This is a genomic window from Natronoglycomyces albus (assembly GCF_016925535.1).
Taxonomy (GTDB): Bacteria; Actinomycetota; Actinomycetes; order Mycobacteriales; family Micromonosporaceae; genus Natronoglycomyces; species Natronoglycomyces albus.
Map to the genome: position 1 here is coordinate 254,366 of NZ_CP070496.1, position 22,212 is coordinate 276,577.

Sequence of the window (22,212 nt, forward strand, 5' to 3'; positions counted from 1 at the left end):
TCACACCATTTAGCGCGATATTCTCACGTCTGGATGTGGTAGACGAGTTCGACAGCGATTCTCTGGCGAGCTTCCCTGAGCCTCCCAAAGGAGCAGATCCACGTGAATACTCCCCTTGGTGCGGATAACAGCGAGCGCGACAGTGCCCAGGCCGGCCCGGCCGGGCCTGGCCGCCGCCACTGGAGCCGAACCGGACTGGGCGTCGCCTCGATCGCGGCTCTGCTGGTGGCTGTGGCCGCCTCGTCCACGCCTGCTTACGCCGATCGTGACATTGAAGAGATCGAAGAGGAACTAGAGACCTCGCATCAGACGCTCGAAGAAGTCGTCGAAGAATACAATGCGATCCGCGTCGAGCTCGAAGACACCCAAGAGATGATCGCCGAGCTTGAAGACACCCTTGAGCCCTATGAAGAGCAGCTAGAACAGCTCTATGAGCGCACCAGCGCCTTTATCGTGACCGCGCACATCAGCCAGGGCCTCGGCGAGTTCGAGCGGCTGCTGGAGGCGGGGTCCGCTGAGGCCTTGGTCGAACGGATGACGCAGTTGAACGCCGCGAACATGTACGACGTGGCCCTCATTGACGAGCTGGTCGAGGTCTCGGCCGAATACCACGAGCAGTTGCAGTTGCTCGAGGACATGCGCGAGGATATCGCCGCGCAAGAAGAGGAACTGGAGTCGATGGCCCAGACCATCGAATCCGAAATCGAAGCGCTCCAAAACGACTGGTCCGAAGCGGCCCTGAGCCAAGGCACCGCCTCCGGTGTCGCCATCGACTACGACCTGCCCTATATTCCCGGCGACCGAGGCAAAGTGGTGCGTCGCGCTTTGTCGAACATCGGCGCGCCCTACGGTTGGGGTTCTTCGGGACCGAACGCCTACGACTGCTCTGGCCTGGTGCTTGACGCTTACCGGGAGATCGGCATTCCCCTGCCGCACAACGCCGCCGCGCAATACAACCAGACCACTCCCATTAGCCGCGATGCCCTCCAGCCGGGGGACCTGGTGTTTTACAACGGGCTGGCCCACATGGGCATGTACATTGGCGACGGCTTGATCATCCACGCCTCGACCTACAGCAAACCGGCCCAGATCGTGTCGCTCGACCACGGCAACTCCTGGTACGGCGCCACGACGGTCTTCTAGAACCCGCAGCCAATAGTGTGGCCCCACCTTCGCTGGAGGTGGGGCCACACTATGCGGTATTCAGATTTTTATCTCGGCCTAGGGCCGAGCGACCTTACTTGATCTTGGTTCCGGCGCTGCGCAGGTTTTCGCAGGCCTCGACGACCCGGGCGGCCATGCCAGCCTCGGCGGCCTTACCGTAGGCGCGCGGGTCGTAGGCCTTCTTGTTGCCGACCTCGCCGTCGACCTTGAGCACGCCGTCGTAATTGCGGAACATGTGCTCGGCGACCGGGCGGGTGAACGCGTACTGGGTGTCGGTGTCGACGTTCATCTTGATGACGCCGTAGTCCACCGCCGCGCCGATTTCCTCGGGCAGCGAGCCCGAACCACCGTGGAAGACGAGGTCGAACGGCTTTTCTTGGCCGTACTTCTTACCCACGGCGTCCTGGATTTCCTTCAGGATCTCCGGGCGCAACTTGACGTTGCCCGGCTTGTAGACGCCGTGCACGTTACCGAAGGTCAGAGCCGTCATGTACCGGCCCTTTTCGCCGATGCCGAGCGCGGCGGCGGTGGCCAGGCCGTCTTCGACGGTCGTGTACAGCTTGTCGTCGATCGCCGCGGAGACGCCGTCCTCTTCGCCGCCGACAACGCCCACTTCGATTTCCAGGATCATCTTCGCCGCAGCGGTGCGTGCTAGCAGCTCCTGCGCGATCTCCAGGTTCTCCTGCAACGGCACAGCCGATCCGTCCCACATGTGCGACTGGAACAGCGGGTTCTGGCCGGCTTTGACGCGCTGCTCGGAGATGTCCAGCAGCGGGCGCACGAAGGAGTCCAGCTTGTCCTTCGGGCAGTGGTCGGTGTGCAGGGCGATATTGACGCCGTAGTTCTTCGCCAGCGTGTGCGCGGCTTCGGCCAGCGCGACCGCCCCGGCGACCTTGTCCTTGATCGTGGGCCCTGAGAGGTATTCGGCTCCACCGGTGGAGACCTGGATGATGCCGTCAGATTCGGCTTCGGCGAAGCCCGCCAGCGCGGCGTTCAGGGTCTGGGTGGAGGAAACGTTGATGGCCGGGTAGGCAAAGCGGTCGCGCTTGGCCCGGTCGAGCATCTCGGTGTAGACCTCAGGTGTTGCGATGGGCATTACTGCTCCTTATTAAAGACGTGCCGATATCTGGGAGGCCCTCTCAGGTCGATTCGTGGCGGGGGACGTTGACGTGCGTGGTTGTCCCGGATGTAAGGCTGATCAGTTGCGCAGCATACGCGTGAAGGTGCCTTGTGGTCGCCGTTGTCGTGGCCTGTGTGGGTGCCTCGGGCTTGAGACGCCGCTGTCTTGGGCCCAGTATTGCGCACGGGCGCCTGATGCGCCCGGTCGACCCGCCCAGCTACTGGTTCGGTCACGTAGCTGGGTCGTCACGTCTACCCTAGTTGACATGAGTAGACGTCAAGATTCGACTGGAGCAACCGAGGACCCGACCAACGAGGTCTCGGAGTTCGACCGTGTCGACCGCAGCATTGAGCTCGACGCCGATACGCCAGCGGACCCGGAGGTGGCCATCGACGATGCCGAAGGGCAGGTGCCAGCTGAGACGAACCCGGCTGACGCCGCAGATCAGGCTCAGGAGGTTCCGGCGTTGGCCGAGGACGAGGAGAGCGAACAGTAAGGTCGCCATATGTGAGTGGGGCCGGGCGCTTAAGCGCCCGGCCCCACTCACATATGCGTTTACTTGTCGGCGAGTCCGACTTGGTCGAGAATCCAGGCGAGGTTGAATGATTCCTCGTGCCAGGCGTCGTAACGGCCGGAGCGTCCGCCGTGTCCGGCTTCCATCTCGGTTTTCAGCAGCACTTGGCCGCCGGTGGCGGTGTGGCGCAGCTGGGCGACCCACTTGGCGGGTTCATGGAACCCCACTCGGGTGTCGTTGAGGCTGGTCACGGCCAAGATCGACGGGTATTCGGTCGCGGCGACGTTCTCGTATGGTGAGTAGGACTTCATGTAGGCGTAGACGTCGGGGTCCTCCAGCGGGTTGCCCCACTCTTCCCATTCGATGACCGTCAGCGGCATGGTCGGGTCGAGGATGGTGTTCAGGGAGTCCACGAACGGCACTTCGGCCAGTACCCCCGCGAACGATGAGGGCGCCAAGTTGGCTACGGCGCCCATGAGCATGCCCCCGGCGGAGCCGCCACGGGCGACCAGTTTGTTCGCCGAGGTCCACCCGGTCTCGATGAGGTGGTGTGCGCAGTCGACATAGTCGGTGAACGTGTTCTTCTTCTTGAGCATTTTGCCGTTGTCGTACCAGGCGCGGCCCATTTCGCCCCCACCGCGGATGTGGGCGATGGCGAAGACGACGCCCCGGTCCAGCAGCGAGAGACGAGGAGTGGAGAAGTACGGGTCTATCGACATTTCGTAGGAGCCGTAGCCGTAGAGCAGGCACGGAGCGGCCGAACCGGGTTCGACGTCTTTGTGCGCGACGATCGATATGGGCACCTTGGTGCCGTCGGCGGCGGTGGCCCATTCGCGGTACTGGCGGTAGTCGCTGCGGTTGAAATCGCCCAAGACGGGCGTTTCCTTGCGCAAGTGCATCTGGCCGGTGGTGACCTCGTAGTCGTAGATCGAGGCGGGAGCTACCAGGGACGTGTAGCCCAGGCGCACCATGTTCGTGCGGTACTCGGGGTTGCTGGTACTGCTGACCGAGTAGATCGGCTCGTCGAATTCGATGAGCTTCAGGTCGGTTTCGTCGCCGGTGAGGAGGCCCACTTGGGTGAGGCCCTCGCTGCGGAGGCTGACCACCGCGAAGGATTCGAACGCTTCGATCCCTTCCAGGCGCGACGTGGGCGAATGGGGGAGGATCACGTGGAAGTCGGTGGTGTCGTCTTCAGGCGTCCAACCCAGTTCGAAGTTTTCGGCCCCGTCGTTGTGCAGGACGAAGAACCGGCCCGGGCCGTCATGGCCCGGTAGCGCGGACTGGTGTTCGACGTGGACTTCGATTCCTTGGCGGCGGCCATGTCCGAAGGCGGTGAACTCGCCTTCGGGGTTGTCGGCGGCCAAGATGCGGGTCTCGGCGGTGAGTTTCGAACCCAAGTCCAGCATCAGGTATTTCTCGGATCGCGACAGGCTGATGCCGACCCAGAAACGTTCGTCTTCCTCGTGGTAGACCAGCACGTCGTCTCCCTCGGAGCCCAGCGTGTGCCGCCAAACCCGGTCGGGACGCCATGCCTCGTCGACGGTGACATAGAAGAACACGCGCGAATCTGCCGACCACGCGCCGCCGTAGAAGACCCCCTCGATGGTTTTGCTGACGTGTTCGCCGGTGCGTAGGTCTTTGAAGCGCAGCGTGAAGCGCTCGTCACCGGCGAAGTCGACCCCGTAGGCCAATAGGTTGCCGTCGGGCGAGACATCAAACACACCCATGGAGAAGAAGTCGTGGCCCTCAGCCAGGGCGTTGCCGTCGAGGAGAATCTCTTCACCCTCAAGGGCCTGCCCGGGCTCGATGTGGGGCGGGGCGGTCTCCTCGCCAGCTGGGAGGCGGCAGCTGATCGCGTACTGCTTGCCCTCTTCTGACCGGGAGTAGTACCACCAGTCGCCGACCCGGGTGGGTACGGACAGGTCGGTCTCCTGCACGCGGTTTTTGATCTCGCCGAACAGGGTCTCGCGCAGCCCAGCCAGGTGCGAGGTGCGCGAATCGGTGTAGGCGTTCTCGGCCTTGAGATAGGCCAGAGTTTCGGGATCTTTAGGGTCTTTCAACCAGGCGTAGGGGTCAATGACGGTGTCGCCGTGGTGAGTGCGCTTCGTCTCGATCCGCGCGGCAATCGGTGGATTTTCAGTCATGCCGTCACCTTACGCGGGAGCGTGACTACCGGCCAAACCGAATTAACGCCCTGGAGCGTCCTAGCGACCGGGTGACAAAATCTCGGGCGGTGACCTGGGGTTTCGGTGACCTCACCCGCCTAGAGGGGGGAGGTCTCTATGAACGGGGCAGGCAGACTCTGTGAACCCGATCGCGACCCTCCGGTGACGCACCCGGTAGGGAAATCCCCACCCCAACATGCCAGTTACCTACATTGTGGCTGGTCACAGCGAACCATAAAGTTGCCTTATGTCTACTGATTCTATGACTCACGTGGCCGGCAAGCCAGGGCTCGCTCGGTTCCTCTTCGGTATGAGGCCATCCCAAATTGGGTTGGCCACCGTCTACTTCCTCCTTGGTTTCCCGCTAGCGATCGTGGCTTTTGTACTGCCGGTGGTCGTCGGCTCCACCGGCGTGCCGCTGCTGATTATCTATCCGGTGGGTTTGCTTTTCGTTGGGCTGTGGATTGTGGTTGTGCGCAGCAGCGCCGTAGCCCAACGGTGGCTCGTCGAGACGTTTCTGGAAACCCGCATCGAGCCACCGCCGAAGTTCACCCCCGAAGGCGGTTGGCACCAACGACTCTGGGCATGGGCGATGCACCGCGACACGTGGCGCTACTTCGGATACTTCATGGCGCGCCTGCCCGTGGCCATCTTCACTTTCACCTTGACGATCGTCGTTTGGTCGGTGCCGGTGGGCCTGCTGTCGATACCGGTGCGGATGCTGTTGCTGGGGGCGGACTTCGGAGAAATAGGCGTATGGCTGGTGACGGCTCTCGGTCTTATCGCCGGGGTGGCCATGCTGCCGTTTATTCCCCTGGTGTTGCGCTCGCTGGCGCACATCGACATCGCGTTGGCCACCGCCTTGCTGGGGCGCTCGGCGAAGGAACAGCTGGGAGTACGAGTCGACGAGTTGTCAACTAGCCGCTCCCGCATGGTTGACGCCGCCGAGAACGAACGCCGCCGCATCGAACGCGACCTACACGACGGCGCGGGCCAGCAGCTCGTGTCGCTGGCGATGCTGTTGGGAATGGCGCGCGAGAAGATGGCCCACGACCCCCAGGCCGCCGCGCAGCTACTGGACGAAGCCCACACGGGGGCCAAAGAGGCCCTGAGCGGATTGCGCGACATAGTGCGTGGAATTAGCCCGGCAATCCTTAACGACCGGGGTTTGGGAGCCGCGCTGTCGGCGATCTCGGCCCGCTCCTCGGTGCCCGTCTCGGTTAACGTCAACGTGGACCGACGACCGGGGCCAACCATTGAAGGCATCGCGTACTACATCGTGTGCGAGGCGATCAGCAACGCCGTGCGGCACACCCGCCCAAACCACATCAACGTCAAGGTGGTCCGCACCGACGATGTGCTGGAGGTTGAGGTCACCGATGACGGCCAAGGCGGCGCTGACCCCGCACGCGGCACCGGCTTGCGCGGCCTGGCCGACCGGGTGGCGGCCATCGATGGCGGACTTGAGATCACCAGCCCCGTCGGCGGACCGACCATCATTAGGGCCCTCTTGCCCGCCGGGCGTCGAGAGTCCGCCGACCACGATGCGCAGAGCACGGTTGACCTACGCGCCGATGGTTCCCAGGAGGGTATCGACTCGCCCGAAGGGAGCAAATGAGGTGAGACTAGTTATCGCCGAGGACTCGGTGTTGCTACGCACGGGCCTGATTCGACTTTTGAGCGACGCGGGGATTGACGTGGTGGGAGAAGCCGACGACGCGGCATCACTGCTGCGGCACGTGGCCGAACTCAACCCCGACCTCGCCATTGTGGACGTACGGATGCCTCCCACCTACACCGACGAAGGCATTCGCGCCGCCATCGAGATCCGGCGCCGCTTTCCCGCAACGGCCGTCCTCGTACTCAGCCAATACGTCGAGGAAGAATACGCCACCGAACTCATCTCGCAAAACACCCACCGGGTCGGATATTTGCTCAAAGACCGCGTTGCCGACGTAGGGGACTTCGTTGACGCGGTCAACCGGGTCAACGACGGAGGAACCGCGCTCGACCCCGAGGTCATTTCCCAGTTGCTGGTACGCAGCCACCGTAAAGACCCACTCGACCGGCTCACCCCACGCGAACGCGACGTCCTCGCGCTCATGGCGGAGGGACGCTCCAACGCCGGAATCGCACGCGTGCTCACGCTCAGCGACGGGGCGGTGGAAAAGCACATCGGCAACATACTCAACAAACTCGACCTCCCATCGGCGACCGGCGACAACCGCCGTGTCCTGGCGGTTCTCAGATTCCTGGAGTCCTAATGTCTTACCCAAACACCACCACAGACGCCCAAAAGCCCAGCCCGCCTTCGCCATTCGCGCAAGCGATGGGAAACGCGGTGCGCGTCCTCATCGCCTTTATCGCCGCTCTAGCCCTGGTCGGGGGCCTCCTCGTCGCCGTGTACTACTTCGCCCGCGACATTGAGGAAAACGCCGCCAGCTATCCGGCATCGGACGAAGTCGTACTCGACATCGACAACGGCAACGTGAACATCACCGTGGGCGACACGGACGAAATCGTCGTCGAACGCGAAGTCTTGACCGTTTTCGTCGAGCCCACCTACCGCGAGGACCATTCACCCGAGAAACTGCACGTGACCATGGAAGGCTGCCGGTTCATGTGGATGGTCGTTGGTCCCGACTGCCGAGTCTCCTACGACATCACCGTCCCAGAAGGCACCGCCGTCAGCGGCCACGTCAGCCACGGCCGCGTCCAGATCCGCGACACGAACGCCCCCATTGACATCTCAGTTCGACACGGACGCCTCGATATCTCCGGAGCCACCGGCGAAGTGCGCGCCGAAAGTGCCCACGGGCAGGTGGATATAAGCCAGATCGAAGGCGACGTGTGGGCGTACAGCCGCCACGGGAAAATCACCATCAACAACGTCGAGGGCAACGTGGAAGCCGAAAGCAACCACGGCAACCTAGCCATCACAGGCACCACAGGCGCAATCCATGCCGTCACCAGACACGGTCGCCTTCACATCGACGGAGGCAGCGAAGAACTCTACGCCCGAACCAACCACGGCAACATCGAGGTAGCCAACACCTCCGCCGACACCATCACCCTCGACACCAACCACGGCGGAATCGAACTCGACGTCGCTACATTGCCGACCTCAGCGAAGCTGACCACCAACCACGGGGACGTGGTCGTCTTCATACCCAACCACAACACGCCGATCAACTTCTCCTCAAACACAAACCACGGAGATGTGAACATCGAAGTGGCGACCTCGGCCCCATCACGTCACCACTTCGAGGCAATCACCAACCACGGCGACATCGACGTTTTCTATCGCTAGTGGCAGTGCCTGAACCCAATACCAAGAGATCAAAGAAAGAATGTGGCCTCACGCCTTCGCGTGAGGCCACATCGCGACAGTATCTTTTCGCAGATGCCCAGCCAGTGAGAACGCACGATCGCCGCAGCCGCGTATTGGTGTCCCCAGGTGTTCCAGAATGCCGACCTCGACTCGTTGGCATATCGCGCGCAAGCTGCCCCTCACTTGGCGCGCAACACCAAAATGGCCATGTCATCACGCGGAGCCTCCATCGAAAACTCCTCCACGGCCGAACGCAACCGCGCCGCGATAGCCTCCGCCGACTCCCCAGCGGCAGGCCGCAACACCTGAGTGATCCGATCCAGCCCAAACATCTGGGAACCCTCCCGCCGCTCAGTCACCCCATCGGTGAACAACACCAGCGCATCCCCAGGACCCATCGGCACCGTCACCGGCTGCGTCTTGATCTCCGGCAGCAACCCGACAGCCGTACCCTCCCGGCCGACCCACTCCGTGCCGCCATCTGCGCGCAAAAGCAGCGGCCGGTCATGGCCCGACAGACACAGCTGCGCCTCCATGCCGCCCTCTTTATGATGCAAGATCGCGCTGGCCACCGTCGCATAGCGGGTGTTGTCCGGCTGATCGAGCAAAGTCAAATTGAGAAGCTCTAGCGCCCGCGGCAGGGGACGCCCGTCGCGGATCATCACCCGCAAAACGTCGCGCACGATGCCAGTCACAGCCGCGGCCTGCGCGCCCTTGCCACACACGTCGCCGATCGAAGCCCACACTCGCCCCTCGGTCAACGGCATGACGTCATAGAAGTCACCGCCCACGTGGGTACCAAACGAGGTCGCCGGAAGATACTCGGCGGCGAACGACGCCCAAGGCACCTCCGGCAGAGCCTGCGGCATCAGCGCGGCCTGGAAGTCACGGGCGACTTGCTCCCGCTCGGTGTGAATGTGGGCGTTGTCCAAAGCCAAAGCGCAGCGTTTCGCCAGGTCGATAATGACGTCGCGCTCCTCGGCGGTATGGGCACGGCCCTCAGGGCGGCCCACCGACAACACCCCGAGCACATTCCCGCCCGCCTCCAACGGCACCGCGATGCCCTCCAACGGATGCGGCAGCGGCACCTCCATACCTCGATGCACGAAGGTGTTGAGTTCCTCGGTGACCCCGTCGGCCGCTTCGGTCAGGAGCTTGCGGTAATGCGGCAACTCCGCCTCGGAAGCGTGCTGCACGCTGGCCAAACGCGGAATCATCGCCTGCGGCGTCGACGTCACCAGGTGCACGGCCGCCCACTGGCCCAGTCGCGGCACCACCAATTGCGGGATCAAAGCGACAGTCAGGTCCTCCCGCAGGCTGTGAGCGAGAATCTCCCCAGCCCCGGCAAGGAAATTGAGCCACCCCGACCGCTCCCGTTCATCGGTGCGCAGTCGATGCACCTCCACCGCCAGCGCGATCCGTTCGGCGCTCAACGCCGCCGGTACGTCCCAGCTGGTGTTCTCCGGTTTTTGCCCAAACAAGTGCAGGCGGCCCCGATGTGGCGAGTTGACCGGGATGGGGGCGCTAAAGGTGACCTGCGTCTGCGAACCACAGCTAGCCAGGGTGTTCTCGCCGCGTGTGTCGCCATAGTCGATGGTTGCTCGGGCGCCGGCGGCCCCAGTGACGATCTGGAGCCGGTGCAGCAGTTCTTCGACCAGCCGCGGCAGGCTGAGCCGGTTTTGCATCTCCGAGGAGACCGACAACAGTTGCGAGATTTCGGTCGCGTTGATACTGCCGACCGGGTGCGGCACGTCGTGGTAGGTCTCCGGCAGCGGCTGAGCCTCGATAGATTGCGTCGCCACGTGGGCTTGGGCATCGTCGCCACTGCCGGGGCGGGCGAGCCTAAACCAAATGGACTTGCCGATGGCGTCATGGGTGGTGCCCCACGCGGTGGCGAACTGGTCGACTAGCAGCAGGCCGCGCCCACCTTCGGCGGTCACATCGGGCGGGGTCGTATCGGCCGGCTCGACCGAGCCGGAGCGGAAATCGGTCACGGTGACACGCAGACCCGCCTCGTTGCCCACAGCGTCAATCTGGATATCCGTGCCAGCGTGGACGACGCCGTTGGTTGTCAACTCCGTGGTCAACAACAGCGCCTCATCCATGAGGTCGCGCATGCCGGAGTCTTGCAGAACTTCTCGCACGGCAGCGCGCGCGGCGGCCGGGGAACGATCGTTGGCCGGCAGCTGGAGGCGGCGATGCACTGGCTCAGACACCTCTTCAGTGTAGTCGGCTGGCCGCGCGAGGTCAGCACTCCGGCCGCCGATTTCGCGCCTGGAATCGGCGGCCGTGGCACCAGCGGCCCGTACGCGCCATGTCTGTGAGGGGAACAACCGTTCCCCTCCGCGCAGCCCAGCGCCAGGCGCGGCCATCAGCGGCAGCCTGGTCGGCTTGTCCGAAATTCCCAGGTTGCGCGGCTCCCCGGCCGACCCAGCCGTCAAACAGGGTCGCCAACCGTAGCCGCCGATGGCGCTGTGGCCAGTGACGTCGCGCGTCCCCTCGTGGGCGCCCCACCCGATATATCCGGATTCACATCGCTGGCTCGGGGCCGCTAACTAGCGCTTGTCCCTCGTATATGCCAACCTTGGGGTCTGGTCTTCACCGCCAGTACACGAGTCGGCATGCCTCCCCGTTGAGCAACCAGGAGCCTCGCAGGCGAAACCTCGTCGTGGACCCAGCCTCCACAGATGGCGTTTCGCAAGCGGGCACCAAGCTTGGGGAGCCGCCGCAGCCTTGTGCCAAAGGCGGTGCCAACCCTTGCGAAGGATGAGCTTCGATGACGGACACCCGTGAAGTTGCCGATAACATGACATCTGAGCCTGAAAGCGAGCTGCTGGAGAGCCTCGCCGACGCTCTACGGCGCGTGGAGCGCGGCGATTTCACCGTGCGCCTGCCCCGCCGCGAGGGCCTAGCGGGCGAAGTCATCGACCGCTTCAACGCAGTCGTGGAACGCTCCGACACACAAACACGCTCACTCAAACGCATCAGCCGCGTCGTCGGTGTCGAAGGGCGCTGGCTGGAACGCATGGACGTCGAACACGTCGACGGCGGCTGGCAAGACGGCGCGGAAGCAGTCAATCGCCTGGTCGAAGAGCTCGTGCGGCCCACCACCGAGATCGCCCGCGTGCTGGACGCGGTCGCCCAAGGTGACCTGACCCAACAGGCCGCCCTGGAGTTTGACGGCACGGCGCTACGCGGTGAATTCCGTCGCATCGGTGAGACCGTGAACCGGATGGTGGACCTGCTGTCCTCCTTCGCCGACGAGGTCACGCGAGTCGCCCGCGAAGTCGGCACCGACGGCAAACTGGGCGGTCAAGCCGACGTGCAAGGCGTCTCCGGCACCTGGCGGTCTTTGACCGACTCGGTGAACACCATGGCGTCGAACCTGACCGACCAGGTGCGTTCGATCTCCCAAGTGACCAACGCCATCGCCGAAGGTGACCTGACTCAGTCCATCGACGTCGCCGCGAAGGGCGAGGTCGCCGACCTGGCCGGTACCGTCAACTCGCTGACCGAGACGTTGCGCATTTTCGCCGGGGAGGTCACGCGTGTGGCCCGCGAAGTGGGCACCGAGGGTCGCCTGGGTGGCCAGGCCGAGGTGCCGGGCGTAGCCGGAACGTGGAAGGACCTGACCGACAACGTCAACTCGATGGCCTCCAACCTGACCAGCCAGGTGCGAAACATCTCCCAAGTCGCCACGGCCGTGGCCCAAGGTGACCTGGGCCAGAAAATCACCGTCGCCGCGCAAGGCGAAATCCTCGAATTGAAGACAGTCGTCAACACGATGGTCGACCAGCTGTCCTCCTTCGCCGGGGAGGTCACGCGTGTGGCCCGCGAAGTGGGCACCGAGGGTCGCCTGGGCGGCCAAGCCCAGGTATACGGCGTCTCCGGCACGTGGCGAGACTTGACCGAGAACGTCAACCAGCTCGCCTCCAACTTGACGGACCAAGTGCGAAACATTTCGCTGGTCACCAAAGCCGTCGCCTCCGGGAACCTCTCCCACAAGATCACCGTTAACGCCTCCGGTGAGGTCGCCGAACTCAAAGACACCGTCAACACGATGGTCGACCAGCTCTCCAGCTTCGCCGACGAGGTCACCAGGGTGGCCCGCGAAGTGGGCAGCCAAGGAAAACTCGGCGGCCAAGCCCACGTCGTCGGAGTCTCCGGCATTTGGAAAGACCTAACCGAAAACGTGAACCTCATGGCGTTCAACCTCACCGCCCAGGTGCGAAACATCGCCTCGGTGGCCACATCCGTGGCTGGCGGAAACCTCTCCAAGAAGATCACCGTCGATGCCCAAGGCGAGTTCCTCGACCTCAAGACCACGCTCAACACGATGGTGGACCAACTCTCCCAATTCGCCGACGAAGTCACCCGAGTCTCGCGAGAAGTGGGAACCGAAGGCCGCCTCGGCGGTCAAGCCAACGTGCGCGACGCCTCCGGCATCTGGGAAGACCTCACCGATTCGGTGAACTCGATGGCCTCAAACCTCACCACTCAGGTGCGCAACATCTCCTCGGTGGCCACCGCCGTGGCCCAAGGTGACCTATCCCGGCAAATCACCGTCGATGCGCAAGGGGAGATGCTGGAGCTCAAAACCGTCCTCAACACGATGGTCGGGCAGCTGTCCTCCTTCGCCGATGAAGTCACCCGGGTGGCCCGCGAAGTGGGAACCGAAGGCCGCCTGGGAGGTCAAGCCTCCGTACCCGGCGTCTCCGGCATCTGGAAGGACCTGACCGACAACGTCAACTCGATGGCCTCCAACCTGACCAGCCAGGTGCGAAACATCGCCTCGGTCACGACCGCCGTCGCCCAAGGTGACCTGGGACAAAAGATCACCGTCGACGCGCAAGGCGAAATCCTCCAGCTGAAAAACACCGTCAACACCATGGTCGCCCAACTGTCCTCCTTCGCCGGGGAAGTCACCAGGGTGGCCCGCGAAGTGGGCATCGAAGGAAACCTCGGCTCTCAAGCCGAAGTCGAAGGCGTCTCCGGCACGTGGCTGGCCCTGACCGAAAACGTCAACTCCCTGGCCTCGACCCTGACCTTGCAACTTCGAGCCATCGCCAATGTCGCCCACGCGGTGGCCCGCGGCGACCACACCCAATTCGTCGACGTCGAAGCAGCCGGCGAAATCTCCGACCTAACCGAGTCGATCAACCAAATGATCTCCTCACTGCGAGACCAGACAACCAAAAACGCCGACCAGGACTGGCTCAACTCCAACCTCGCCCGCGTCTCCGGCCTCCTCCAAGGACGCCGCGACGTCGAAGACGTCACCCAAATGATCATGAACGAAGTGACGCCCCTGGTCGACGCGCAAACCGGAACCTTCTTCGTCAAGAAGGAAAAGAACGTCACCGGCGAAGCCGAATACTTCCTCACCTCTGTCTACGGACACCCCGACCCATCGAGCGAAGTCGTCATCTCCGAACACGAAGGCATCGTCGGCCAAGCCGCCGCCAGCAAACGCACCATCCGCATGCGAGACGTGCCCGAGGGCTACCTCGACATCACCTCCGGGCTCGGCCAAGCCGCCCCCGCCGACCTAGTAGTCCTACCCGTCCAATTCCAAGAAGAAGTGCGCGGCGTCATCGAATTCGCCTCATTCAACGAATTCTCCCCACTACACCTGAAATTCCTCGACTCACTGGTGGACAACATCGGCGTCGCGCTGGCCACCATCGAGGCAGCCAACCGCACCGAAGTCCTCCTGCGCGAATCACAGCGCATGGCCACCGACATGCGGGAACAATCCAGCCAGTTGCAGGCGACCAACGCCGAACTCGAAGAAAAAGCCACGCTGCTCTCGGCCCAAAACCGCGCGATCGAATACAAAAACCGTGAAGTCGAACAAGCCCGCCAAGACATCGAGGAAAAAGCCGACCAGCTGGCCCAAGCATCGAAGTACAAGAGCGAGTTCCTCGCCAACGTCTCCCACGAACTACGCACGCCACTGAACTCGCTACTACTGCTGGCCCGACTGCTGACCGAAAACACCGAGCAGAACCTGACTCCACGCCAAATCGAGTTCGCCCGCACCATCCACAACGCCGGATCCGACCTGCTCACCCTCATCGACGACATCCTCGACCTGTCCAAGATCGAAGCCGGACGCATGGACGTCGAAGTACACGAAGTACCACTACCGGAAGTCCTGGCCGACATGGAGTCGACCTTCCGCCCCCAATGCGAGGACAAGGGCCTCGACTTCTCCGTCACCGTCGACGACGACGTGCCAGAGATCCTCTACACCGACGGCCAGAAATTCCAGCAAGTGCTACGCAACCTGCTCTCCAACGCCGTCAAATTCACCCACGACGGAGAAGTAGCCGTGCGCGTGGGCAAAATGCCCGCGACGCACCGCTTCGGCATCGAACGGCTCGACGAAGCCAACGAGGTCTACTCGGTGTCAGTCATCGACACCGGCATCGGCATCCCCGCCAGCAAACAAAGCCTCATTTTCGAACCATTCAAACAAGTCGACGGCACTACCCGCCGCAACTACGGCGGCACCGGCCTGGGCCTGTCCATCTCCAAGTCACTCTCGGAGATGCTCGGCGGCGACGTGACCATCGACGCGACCGGCCCACAGGGCTCGGTCTTCACCTTCTACGTGCCAGGCGCGCTGGCCGTGGAACCCAGTGAGAGCGGTTTCGAAACCGTTGATTCCTCAGAACCGTCGGTGGCCGCTCCCGCGCTGGCGCGCAATAGCGGCCATTCGCGGGTTGGTTTCCGTGGTAACAAGCAGCCGATCTCCAAGCCGCAGCATGAGATTCTCTCCGAGGAAGTGAAGTCGCGTTCCTCATCGGCCTCGGCCAAGCATTTGGAGGGCATCACCGTTTTGATCATTGATGACGATGTGCGTAACGTGTTCGCGCTGACTGCCGCGCTGGAGCTACACCGCATCGATGTCGAGTACGCGGAAAATGGCGCCGACGGTATCGCCGCGTTGCAGGAAAACCCAGACATCGACATTGTCCTCATGGATTCGGCGATGCCGGGTATGGACGGGAACGAGACGACGCGGGCGATTCGCAAGATGAATCAGTTCGCCGATTTGCCGATCATTTTCTTGACCGCTCAGGCGATGACGGAGGATCGGGATCGCTCGATGGCGGCGGGTGGTTCGGCCTACATCACCAAACCCGTTGACATGGACCAACTACTGGACGCGATGGCCCCGTTCATCACGAGTGGTTCGGGCGGTGCTACCAGTAACGACAGTACCCCCAAGGAAACTGCCGTGGCTGGTTCCGGAGAGAATCAGGCCAGGAACACGGCGGATTTTGACCCCGATGAGTCCGCCTCGGATGAAAGCATTGGTGGGGCCGCTCAGAGGGCAGAGTCCGAAGTCAGGGCCAACGAGGTCGACACGACTGAGGCTGGGACGGATGTCGCCGATCGCGAATCCGAGGCTGGGACAGAGGAGCAATGACAGTGAAACCTGCGCGTGGTGCGCGAGTGCTGTTGGTGGACGATCGGCAGGAAAATCTGCTGGCGTTGGAAGCGATTATGCAGGGAATGCCGGTGACGACCGTTGCCGTCAATTCCGGTGAAGAGGCACTGAAGAAGCTGTTGCGCGAGGACTTCGCGGTGATTCTTCTCGACGCGCAAATGCCTGGCATGGATGGTTTCGAGACCGCACGGCACATTAAGCAGCGGGAGAAGACTCGGCACACGCCGATTATCTTCTTGACCGCGGCGGACCGCGATTCTCATTTGGCTATGCGTGGCTATTCGGTTGGTGCGGTGGACTACATCACCAAGCCGTTTGATCCGTGGATGCTGCGAACGAAGATCGGTGTTTTCATCGACTTGTGGGACCGGGGCGAGCAGCTGCGGACGACCGCTTCGCGGGCCGAGGACGCCGTTAGGCGGGCCGAGTATGCCGCGGAGAAGCTGCATCAGGTGGCCGAGAGGCTTGATGCTTACAGCAGCCAGCAGGGGCGGCCGGCGGAGCTGGAGTCGATCCGTTCGGAACTGATCGGCGAGGAGACTCCCACGCCCAACTGAGGCGTCGAATGGCGCGGCTCGGTCATGAGTTATCTGGCCGCGCTATGGCATTGGGTGCGCTATTTGGTGGCACCTTTGCGCGTACCTGGTTTGGGCAGTCCTCCTGCGCTAGTGGATCTACAGCAGTGGCTGCCCTCTGGCGACCACGTGCGCCGCAGGGACCGAATGTTGCGGGTTTCAACTGGTGGACAAGGGAATGACGCGGACCCCACCGACGTTGTCCACAGGCTTGCACGTTCGTCCTTGACGTCAAATCGTGATTTTTGGGACAATAAAAAAGGGGGTCCCTAGGTGAGAATTTTTCATCTTTGTCTGGTGTCGCCAGCAACCCCGTCGCGACCGTAAGAGGCCACTTCTCCCAAAGGGCGCCCTGGTGAGCAGACTTTCGTGCCCACTGGGTGAACCCTCAGCGCTCACCACCAAGCAGCGGCGTGAGACACCCGCTGAGCCCGGCAGGCCATTTCACAATCCACAGTGAAGCTGCACGCATGCGCAAAAGATGACATAATCCTCAGCGAGGCGGCACCGGCCGTCCTCGCCTGAGGAGGTTCGCGTTGAAAACGGGACTGAATGGCCTCGACCACTAACTTCGCATGATCCCCAACTCCAGGGACGAAGGCCGAGGCGTCCTTAGCTGAGAAGCCAACGACGTTTTCTCAGCGCAGACTCAGATCTCCGTTACAGAATTGAGCCACGCGCCTCAGGCGACCTCCTTGCAACGTCAGTTAGGCTTAGTGATGTGGTGAACCCAGGACTGGACATTAAGGTGCACCACGAATCGAATGAGACGATCGTGGCGCTAACGGGCGAAATTGACATCCACACAGTACAGCGACTGACTGACACAGTGGATGACGCGCTCGCGGATGCCCCTGCCCGCCTTGTCTTCGACATGAACGGCGTGACGTTCTGCGACTCGCAGGGCTTGGGCACGCTCGTCGTGCTGCGCCGCGCGGCTACTCGTTCCCGCTCGGTCTTGGTCCTTGCCAATTTGACCGCTTTCCTCACCCGGCTGCTGCATGTCACCGGCATGGACGACCAGTTCGTCATTCGGGACGCACAGCCAGCGACCTTCGACGAGCCTTCTCGCCATGACTAATTCCGACCCTTCCCCGCTCGGACCTGACCCGAAGCCGAACCCTGATCAAGCGGCCCAGCCGCCACAACCAGATACGGCAACCGCAGGCTCGGAAAGCCAGCCGCAGGCCCCACAGGCACCCGGTGCTGAGCCCCAGACGCCAGCTGCCGACGCCCCGTCACCGGCGTCCTACCCGGACCCGCCGGCTCATGCGCACGCTCAAAGTCCACCGGTGGCCTCCGGCCAGCCGAAGTCAGGTCGCGTGCGCCCCGAAACTCGCCGATTGCTGACCATTGTCGGCTCCATCGTTCTCTTCGCGATCGGTTTCGGCATCCTCTCCTGGCAGATTATCGACAACCTCGGCCACGATGCCTACGTTGTCGGCACTATCGCCGCCCTGGCTCCCGCACCGCTTTTGGTCGGCACGTTCGTGTGGCTCGGTCGTCACAAGGGCCGACCTTGGCTGCTTTTGGCGTTCAGCTTTGGTTGGGGCGCCTGCGTGGCCACCGCCATCGCCCTGGGAGTCAACACCGGCTTTGCCGTGCTGTTCGAATCCCGCGATATCCCCATGACCGCCGTTCCGGTCGTCGTTGCGCCCATCATCGAGGAATTGGGCAAGTTCGCCGGGCCTCTCCTGGTGTTCTTCTTCGCTCGCCGTCACTTCAACGGACTGCTCGACGCCATCGTCTACTGTGGCTTGGCTGCCGCCGGGTTCGCCATCGTGGAGAACATCTTGTACGCGGGCGGCATCTATGTCACCGGTACCGAAATGCTCAGCGAACAAGCGGGCTACGCCCTGGTCACCCAGTTGGTGCTCGTGCGGGGGCTCGCCACAATGTTCGCCCATCCGCTCATGACCGGGCTCATCGCCATCGGGCTTGGTCTCGCCGCTGCCAAGCGTGGGCGACCCGTGCGTAATTTCTTCCTCATCAGTGCCGGAGTCCTCGCCGGAATGGCCCTACACGCCCTGTGGAACGGTGCCGCGACGATCGGTGCCGCCATAGACCCCGCCGCCATGTTCGCGGTCTATCTGGGCTTCATGGTGCCGCTGTTCTTCACCATGGTGGCCTTGGCTCTGTGGGTACGGGCTCGGGATGCCCGTCGCTGCGAGACGCTCTTGGTGCCCTATGTGAACGCGGGCTGGATTTCCCCGCCCGAAGTGGCGTCGCTGGCGACATATTCACGCCGGACGGCTGCCCGCGCCTGGGCTCGTCGCGTCGCCGGGGCCGAGGGCGAACGACACATGCGCGATTTCCAGCGTGCCGCCGATGATTTGGCAGATGTGCGCCGCCGCCACAGTGTTGGTGAGCCGTTCGACCCTGACCGTGAGTTCGAGCTGCTCGGGGCATTGCGGACGGCTCGCGCCTATTACGTCCAGCGGGACCCACTGATGCCCCGCGCGTTGTGGGATGGAACGAACTACCAGGTGACTTTCCCCGACGGCAAGGTGCGTTCGCTATCGCCACCGCATGAACCGGTTATGCCTATACCGATGAATCCGGCTCCTCAGGCGTATTCTCAGACCTATGCATGACCCTCGACAGCCTTTCGCTTCCGGCGATTCCGGCCCGTTTCCCGCCGCGACTGGCGGGCATTACCCGGGCTTGATCACCCCTGCGCATCCGGTCGTGCCGGGGGGCTTGTCGTACCCGGTCGCGCGTCGCCCCATTTTCCGTGAGGTGCATCCGGTGCGGCCAAGCATGGTTTTGGCAGGTTCCGGCGCGGCATTTCTGTGGTATCTGGTGTGGTTGCTAGCTTTTGCGAGAACCGCCACCTCGTTCACTTGGGTGACGTTCGCGGCAAGTATGATCGCGGCTGCGGCCTCGGCGCTATTGTTCCGATATGGTGATCGCGGTGTCGCCACCGGAATCGTGGGCGTCAGTGGCATGGCCGTAGCGGTCGCAGGCCTAGTCATCGAAATGCATTTTGTGCTGGGCGGCAGCTGGGTCATGTGGTTACATACCCTTATAGCCTTCAGTTGCTTTAAGCCCTTACCAGCTGGACCACTCTTTTCTTTGTCAAGGCCAAACAATCTTACTTTTGCGGGGACGGAATCGTGTCGTATTTCGCTGTGACTGCCACCAGGACTGGTGACCAGTGGGAAGCTTCCGAAGTTGATCTGGACGACATCGCCGACATCGAAGACGCCGCTGAAGTCATGCGGGATGTCAACCCAGACGCTGAGGTGGCGCTGCTCTTCGTCGATGCCGACGACTCATATTTGACGATCTTGCGCCTCGATCAGGGCGACGATCTGCGTGCTTTCGGCTCTGATGCCGAATATGCCTCGCAAAGCCGCTTGGGCGAGACCCTGTTGGCCGACTTGGAGCCGGACGATCACGACGATTTCGACGAAGAGGACGAAGAGGCGGCGGTGCGCCGCCCGACCGAACTTGACGCGGAGCCGGTCGGCGAAGCCGACCTCTTGAGCGACCTCGGTGTTCCCTCGGCAATGTTGTTGGCCCTGTGTGCCAAGGACGGGATGCTTCCCACCGACGTGATGACCGAGTTGGCCGAGCGCATTGGCTGCGCCGAGGCTTTGGAAGCCGTCAGCGACGCCTGATGCGAGTCTGATGCTTGTGCTCGCCCGGTTCGCAACGACCGTTTCGGCCCAGAACCTCGCTCAGGGAATCCCTGGCCCGGTACGGAATGGCACCCTCCGATGACGTCGGTGAATCGTTTGCACACTGACCTTATGCGCCGGGCGCTGGAGGTTGCCTCCCAATCGGGAGATGATGTTCCGGTGGGCGCGGTGGTGTTCTCCCCGGACCTGGTTGAACTCGCCTCGGCCGTTAACCGCCGGGAGGCTGACGCCGATCCCACCGCTCATGCTGAGATCCTGGCCATGCGCCAGGCGGCTCAGGTGTATGGGGATGGGTGGCGGCTGGAGGGCTGCACGTTGGTGGTGACGTTGGAGCTGTGCACGATGTGTGCGGGGGCGGCGGTGTTGGCGCGCGTTGGCAGCATCGTGTTTGGGGCCTGGGAGCCGAAGACGGGGGCTGTGGGTTCGTTGTGGGACGTGGTGCGTGATCAGCGCCTGAACCACCGGCCCGAGGTGTACCCGGGGGTTTTGGCCGATGAGAGCGCGGCGATGCTACGCGACTATATGAACGGCCGTCGCCACGGTGCCTGAGCCGAGCTGCGCGACCGAATAGTCATCGTTGGCACTGGCTGTCCGTGATTTCACCAGCGCGGCTAGCGCAGGCCTAAGGAGCGAGTTCTTGGTCTGCGGCGGTGTTGAGGTCGGTGCCTGGCCCCGATCATTTGTGCCTCACAGCGCTGGCAGTTATCCACAGGCAACGAAGTGCTCCTTGACGCCCAAAGCGGATTTTTGGGACAATGAGATTTGGGGGACCCCAGGGTGAAAATGTTTCACGTAATGCTGTCATGGCAGCTCACCCACTAAATGAGCGTCGCCATCCCCGTCTAGCCTCCCGCCCCGTGGGCACTGGCGCGGGCATGAGAATCGAGATTCATTCATGTTAGGCACACCCGTCTAAGGCGGTGAGCCGGAGCGATTCTCTCGGCCGTGAGCCTCATCGTCCAGTGGCGAAGGGGTCAGCGTGCCGCACATGGATCGAACCCTGCGGCGCTGCGGGCACGAAGAAGGGCCAGCGCCGACAAGCACTGGCCCCAACCTACCTTCGAGAATGCCTATGTCGCTTCTCTCCTGGCCCGCCTCAGCCACAGGAAAACCTGCGGCATGGGCAGCCGGGACTAAAGCCCTATTAGCGTGTCACCGTGTCCAGCGCGATCTCGACCATGTCGGTCAGCGACTGTTGCCGCTGGTCGGAGTCGAGGTGTTCTTTCGTGATGAGCTGGTCGGAGATGGTGATGAGCGCCAGCGCCCGGGCGTTGAACTTCGCCGCCAGCGTGTACATCGCGGCGGCTTCCATCTCCACGCACAGGACGCCGTATTCGGCGAGCTTTTCGTAAATGTCCCAGTGGTCGTGGTAGAACACGTCGCCGGAGAGGATCTGTCCGACTTCCAGGTTGACTCCGCGATCGGCGGCGGCGTCGACGGCGTTGCGAAGGAGGCCGAAATCGGCCACGGGCGCGTAGTCGATGTTTCCGCCGAAGCGCAGCCGGTTCATGTTGGATTCCGAGGCGGCCCCGATCCCGGCGACGACGTCCATCAGGCCGAGCCGTTCGGTGATGGCGCCGCCCGAGCCGATCCGCACGAGCGTCTTGACGCCGTATTCGGCGAGTAGTTCGTGGGTGTAGATGGACGCTGAGGGCATTCCCATGCCCGATCCCTGCACGGAGATGCGTTCGCCTTTATATGTGCCGGTGAAGCCGAACATGTTGCGAACAGAGGAGTAGCAGGTCGCGTCGTCGAGAAATGTTTCGGCGATCCACTTGGCGCGCAGCGGGTCGCCGGGCATCAGTACCGTCTCGGCGATGTCGCCGGGCTTGGCGGAAAGATGTGCAGTCATATCAGCAGCTTCTCACAATTCATCCTATGAATCTTGGCGGGTTGGGGGTTTTGGTGACGCGTCACGGGTGTGATCTGTCTCAAATTGGGCCGGTGAACATGGGGCGGAAGGCATCCGGTAGCCTTCTTGGCGGTGGCGTGTCCGAGCGGCCGAAGGAGCTCGCCTCGAAAGCGAGTAAGCGTGCAAGCGCTTCGTGGGTTCAAATCCCACCGCCACCGCCACAGAAATCCCAGCTAAGGTTCACTCTTAGCTGGGATTTCGCGTATGTGGCTGGCACTGGCCGCCCGCGCCAGCTGAGGTACCGTTGTCACCCATCCTCAACCGGCATCCCGGGCCCGCTGCGAACATTTGTCGCGGCCCGTCCACACTGTCGAACCGACGCACTCTA

The 22,212-nt window shown here is 62.8% G+C and carries 15 protein-coding genes and 1 tRNA gene; 12 read left to right on the top strand and 4 right to left on the bottom strand.

Annotated elements, in window-relative coordinates; genetic code table 11:
* Positions 1 to 102: 102 nt before the first annotated feature.
* Complete coding sequence (locus JQS30_RS01075; protein WP_213171572.1) at positions 103 to 1,143, top strand: C40 family peptidase; 1,041 nt, start codon at positions 103 to 105, stop codon at positions 1,141 to 1,143.
* A gap of 94 nt (positions 1,144 to 1,237) precedes the next feature.
* On the opposite strand, the gene fbaA is transcribed toward JQS30_RS01075, so the two are convergent.
* Entirely contained in the window at positions 1,238 to 2,260 is a 1,023-nt protein-coding gene (gene fbaA, locus JQS30_RS01080; RefSeq protein ID WP_213171573.1) for a class II fructose-bisphosphate aldolase, read from the bottom strand.
* Positions 2,261 to 2,549: 289 nt separating this feature from the next.
* Here fbaA and JQS30_RS01085 point away from each other — a divergent pair, with 289 nt between their 5' ends.
* Entirely contained in the window at positions 2,550 to 2,780 is a 231-nt protein-coding gene (locus JQS30_RS01085; protein ID WP_213171574.1) for a hypothetical protein, read from the top strand.
* 59 nt (positions 2,781 to 2,839) lie between these two features.
* On the opposite strand, the gene JQS30_RS01090 is transcribed toward JQS30_RS01085, so the two are convergent.
* Positions 2,840 to 4,942: a S9 family peptidase gene (locus JQS30_RS01090; protein WP_213171575.1), complete on the bottom strand. Its 2,103-nt coding sequence runs from the start codon at positions 4,940 to 4,942 to the stop codon at positions 2,840 to 2,842.
* A 268-nt stretch (positions 4,943 to 5,210) separates the two neighbouring features.
* Between JQS30_RS01090 and JQS30_RS01095 the strand changes: the two genes are divergently transcribed.
* The 3 genes from JQS30_RS01095 to JQS30_RS01105 are packed head-to-tail and all read left to right on the top strand — an operon-like array spanning position 5,211 to position 8,273.
* Positions 5,211 to 6,581, top strand: a complete 1,371-nt coding sequence (locus JQS30_RS01095) for a sensor histidine kinase (protein ID WP_213171576.1) — start codon at positions 5,211 to 5,213, stop codon at positions 6,579 to 6,581.
* Between the two features lies 1 nt (position 6,582).
* Positions 6,583 to 7,227: a response regulator transcription factor gene (locus JQS30_RS01100; RefSeq protein ID WP_213171577.1), complete on the top strand. Its 645-nt coding sequence runs from the start codon at positions 6,583 to 6,585 to the stop codon at positions 7,225 to 7,227.
* Positions 7,227 to 8,273, top strand: a complete 1,047-nt coding sequence (locus tag JQS30_RS01105) for a DUF4097 family beta strand repeat-containing protein (RefSeq protein ID WP_213171578.1) — start codon at positions 7,227 to 7,229, stop codon at positions 8,271 to 8,273. The genes JQS30_RS01100 and JQS30_RS01105 overlap by 1 nt, the downstream gene beginning before the upstream one ends.
* A 200-nt stretch (positions 8,274 to 8,473) precedes the next feature.
* Here JQS30_RS01105 and JQS30_RS01110 read toward each other — a convergent pair whose 3' ends face one another.
* Positions 8,474 to 10,735: a SpoIIE family protein phosphatase gene (locus JQS30_RS01110; RefSeq protein ID WP_213171579.1), complete on the bottom strand. Its 2,262-nt coding sequence runs from the start codon at positions 10,733 to 10,735 to the stop codon at positions 8,474 to 8,476.
* 335 nt (positions 10,736 to 11,070) lie between these two features.
* Between JQS30_RS01110 and JQS30_RS01115 the strand changes: the two genes are divergently transcribed.
* From JQS30_RS01115 to JQS30_RS01140, 6 genes are all read left to right on the top strand, one after another.
* Complete coding sequence (locus JQS30_RS01115) at positions 11,071 to 15,732, top strand: HAMP domain-containing protein (protein ID WP_213171580.1); 4,662 nt, start codon at positions 11,071 to 11,073, stop codon at positions 15,730 to 15,732.
* Positions 15,729 to 16,310 carry a response regulator gene (locus JQS30_RS01120; RefSeq protein ID WP_246497987.1) on the top strand — a complete coding sequence of 194 codons (582 nt, stop codon included), beginning with the start codon at positions 15,729 to 15,731 and terminating at the stop codon, positions 16,308 to 16,310. The genes JQS30_RS01115 and JQS30_RS01120 overlap by 4 nt, the downstream gene beginning before the upstream one ends.
* Positions 16,311 to 17,049: 739 nt before the next feature.
* A complete protein-coding gene (locus tag JQS30_RS01125) occupies positions 17,050 to 17,409 on the top strand; it encodes an STAS domain-containing protein (protein WP_246497988.1) in 360 nt (119 codons plus the stop codon).
* Positions 17,402 to 18,922: a PrsW family intramembrane metalloprotease gene (locus JQS30_RS01130; protein ID WP_213171581.1), complete on the top strand. Its 1,521-nt coding sequence runs from the start codon at positions 17,402 to 17,404 to the stop codon at positions 18,920 to 18,922. The genes JQS30_RS01125 and JQS30_RS01130 overlap by 8 nt, the downstream gene beginning before the upstream one ends.
* Before the next feature lie 537 nt (positions 18,923 to 19,459).
* Positions 19,460 to 19,951, top strand: coding sequence for a tRNA adenosine deaminase-associated protein (locus JQS30_RS01135; RefSeq protein ID WP_246497989.1), 492 nt, complete (start codon positions 19,460 to 19,462; stop codon positions 19,949 to 19,951).
* A 132-nt stretch (positions 19,952 to 20,083) separates the two neighbouring features.
* Positions 20,084 to 20,521 carry a nucleoside deaminase gene (locus tag JQS30_RS01140; protein WP_213172911.1) on the top strand — a complete coding sequence of 146 codons (438 nt, stop codon included), beginning with the start codon at positions 20,084 to 20,086 and terminating at the stop codon, positions 20,519 to 20,521.
* Between the two features lie 595 nt (positions 20,522 to 21,116).
* On the opposite strand, the gene deoD is transcribed toward JQS30_RS01140, so the two are convergent.
* The gene (deoD, locus tag JQS30_RS01145) at positions 21,117 to 21,824 is read right to left on the bottom strand and encodes a purine-nucleoside phosphorylase (protein ID WP_213171583.1); all 708 of its coding nucleotides are present in this window, start codon (positions 21,822 to 21,824) and stop codon (positions 21,117 to 21,119) included.
* Between the two features lie 131 nt (positions 21,825 to 21,955).
* Between deoD and JQS30_RS01150 the strand changes: the two genes are divergently transcribed.
* Positions 21,956 to 22,045, top strand: a tRNA-Ser gene (locus tag JQS30_RS01150).
* Positions 22,046 to 22,212 lie beyond the last annotated feature (167 nt).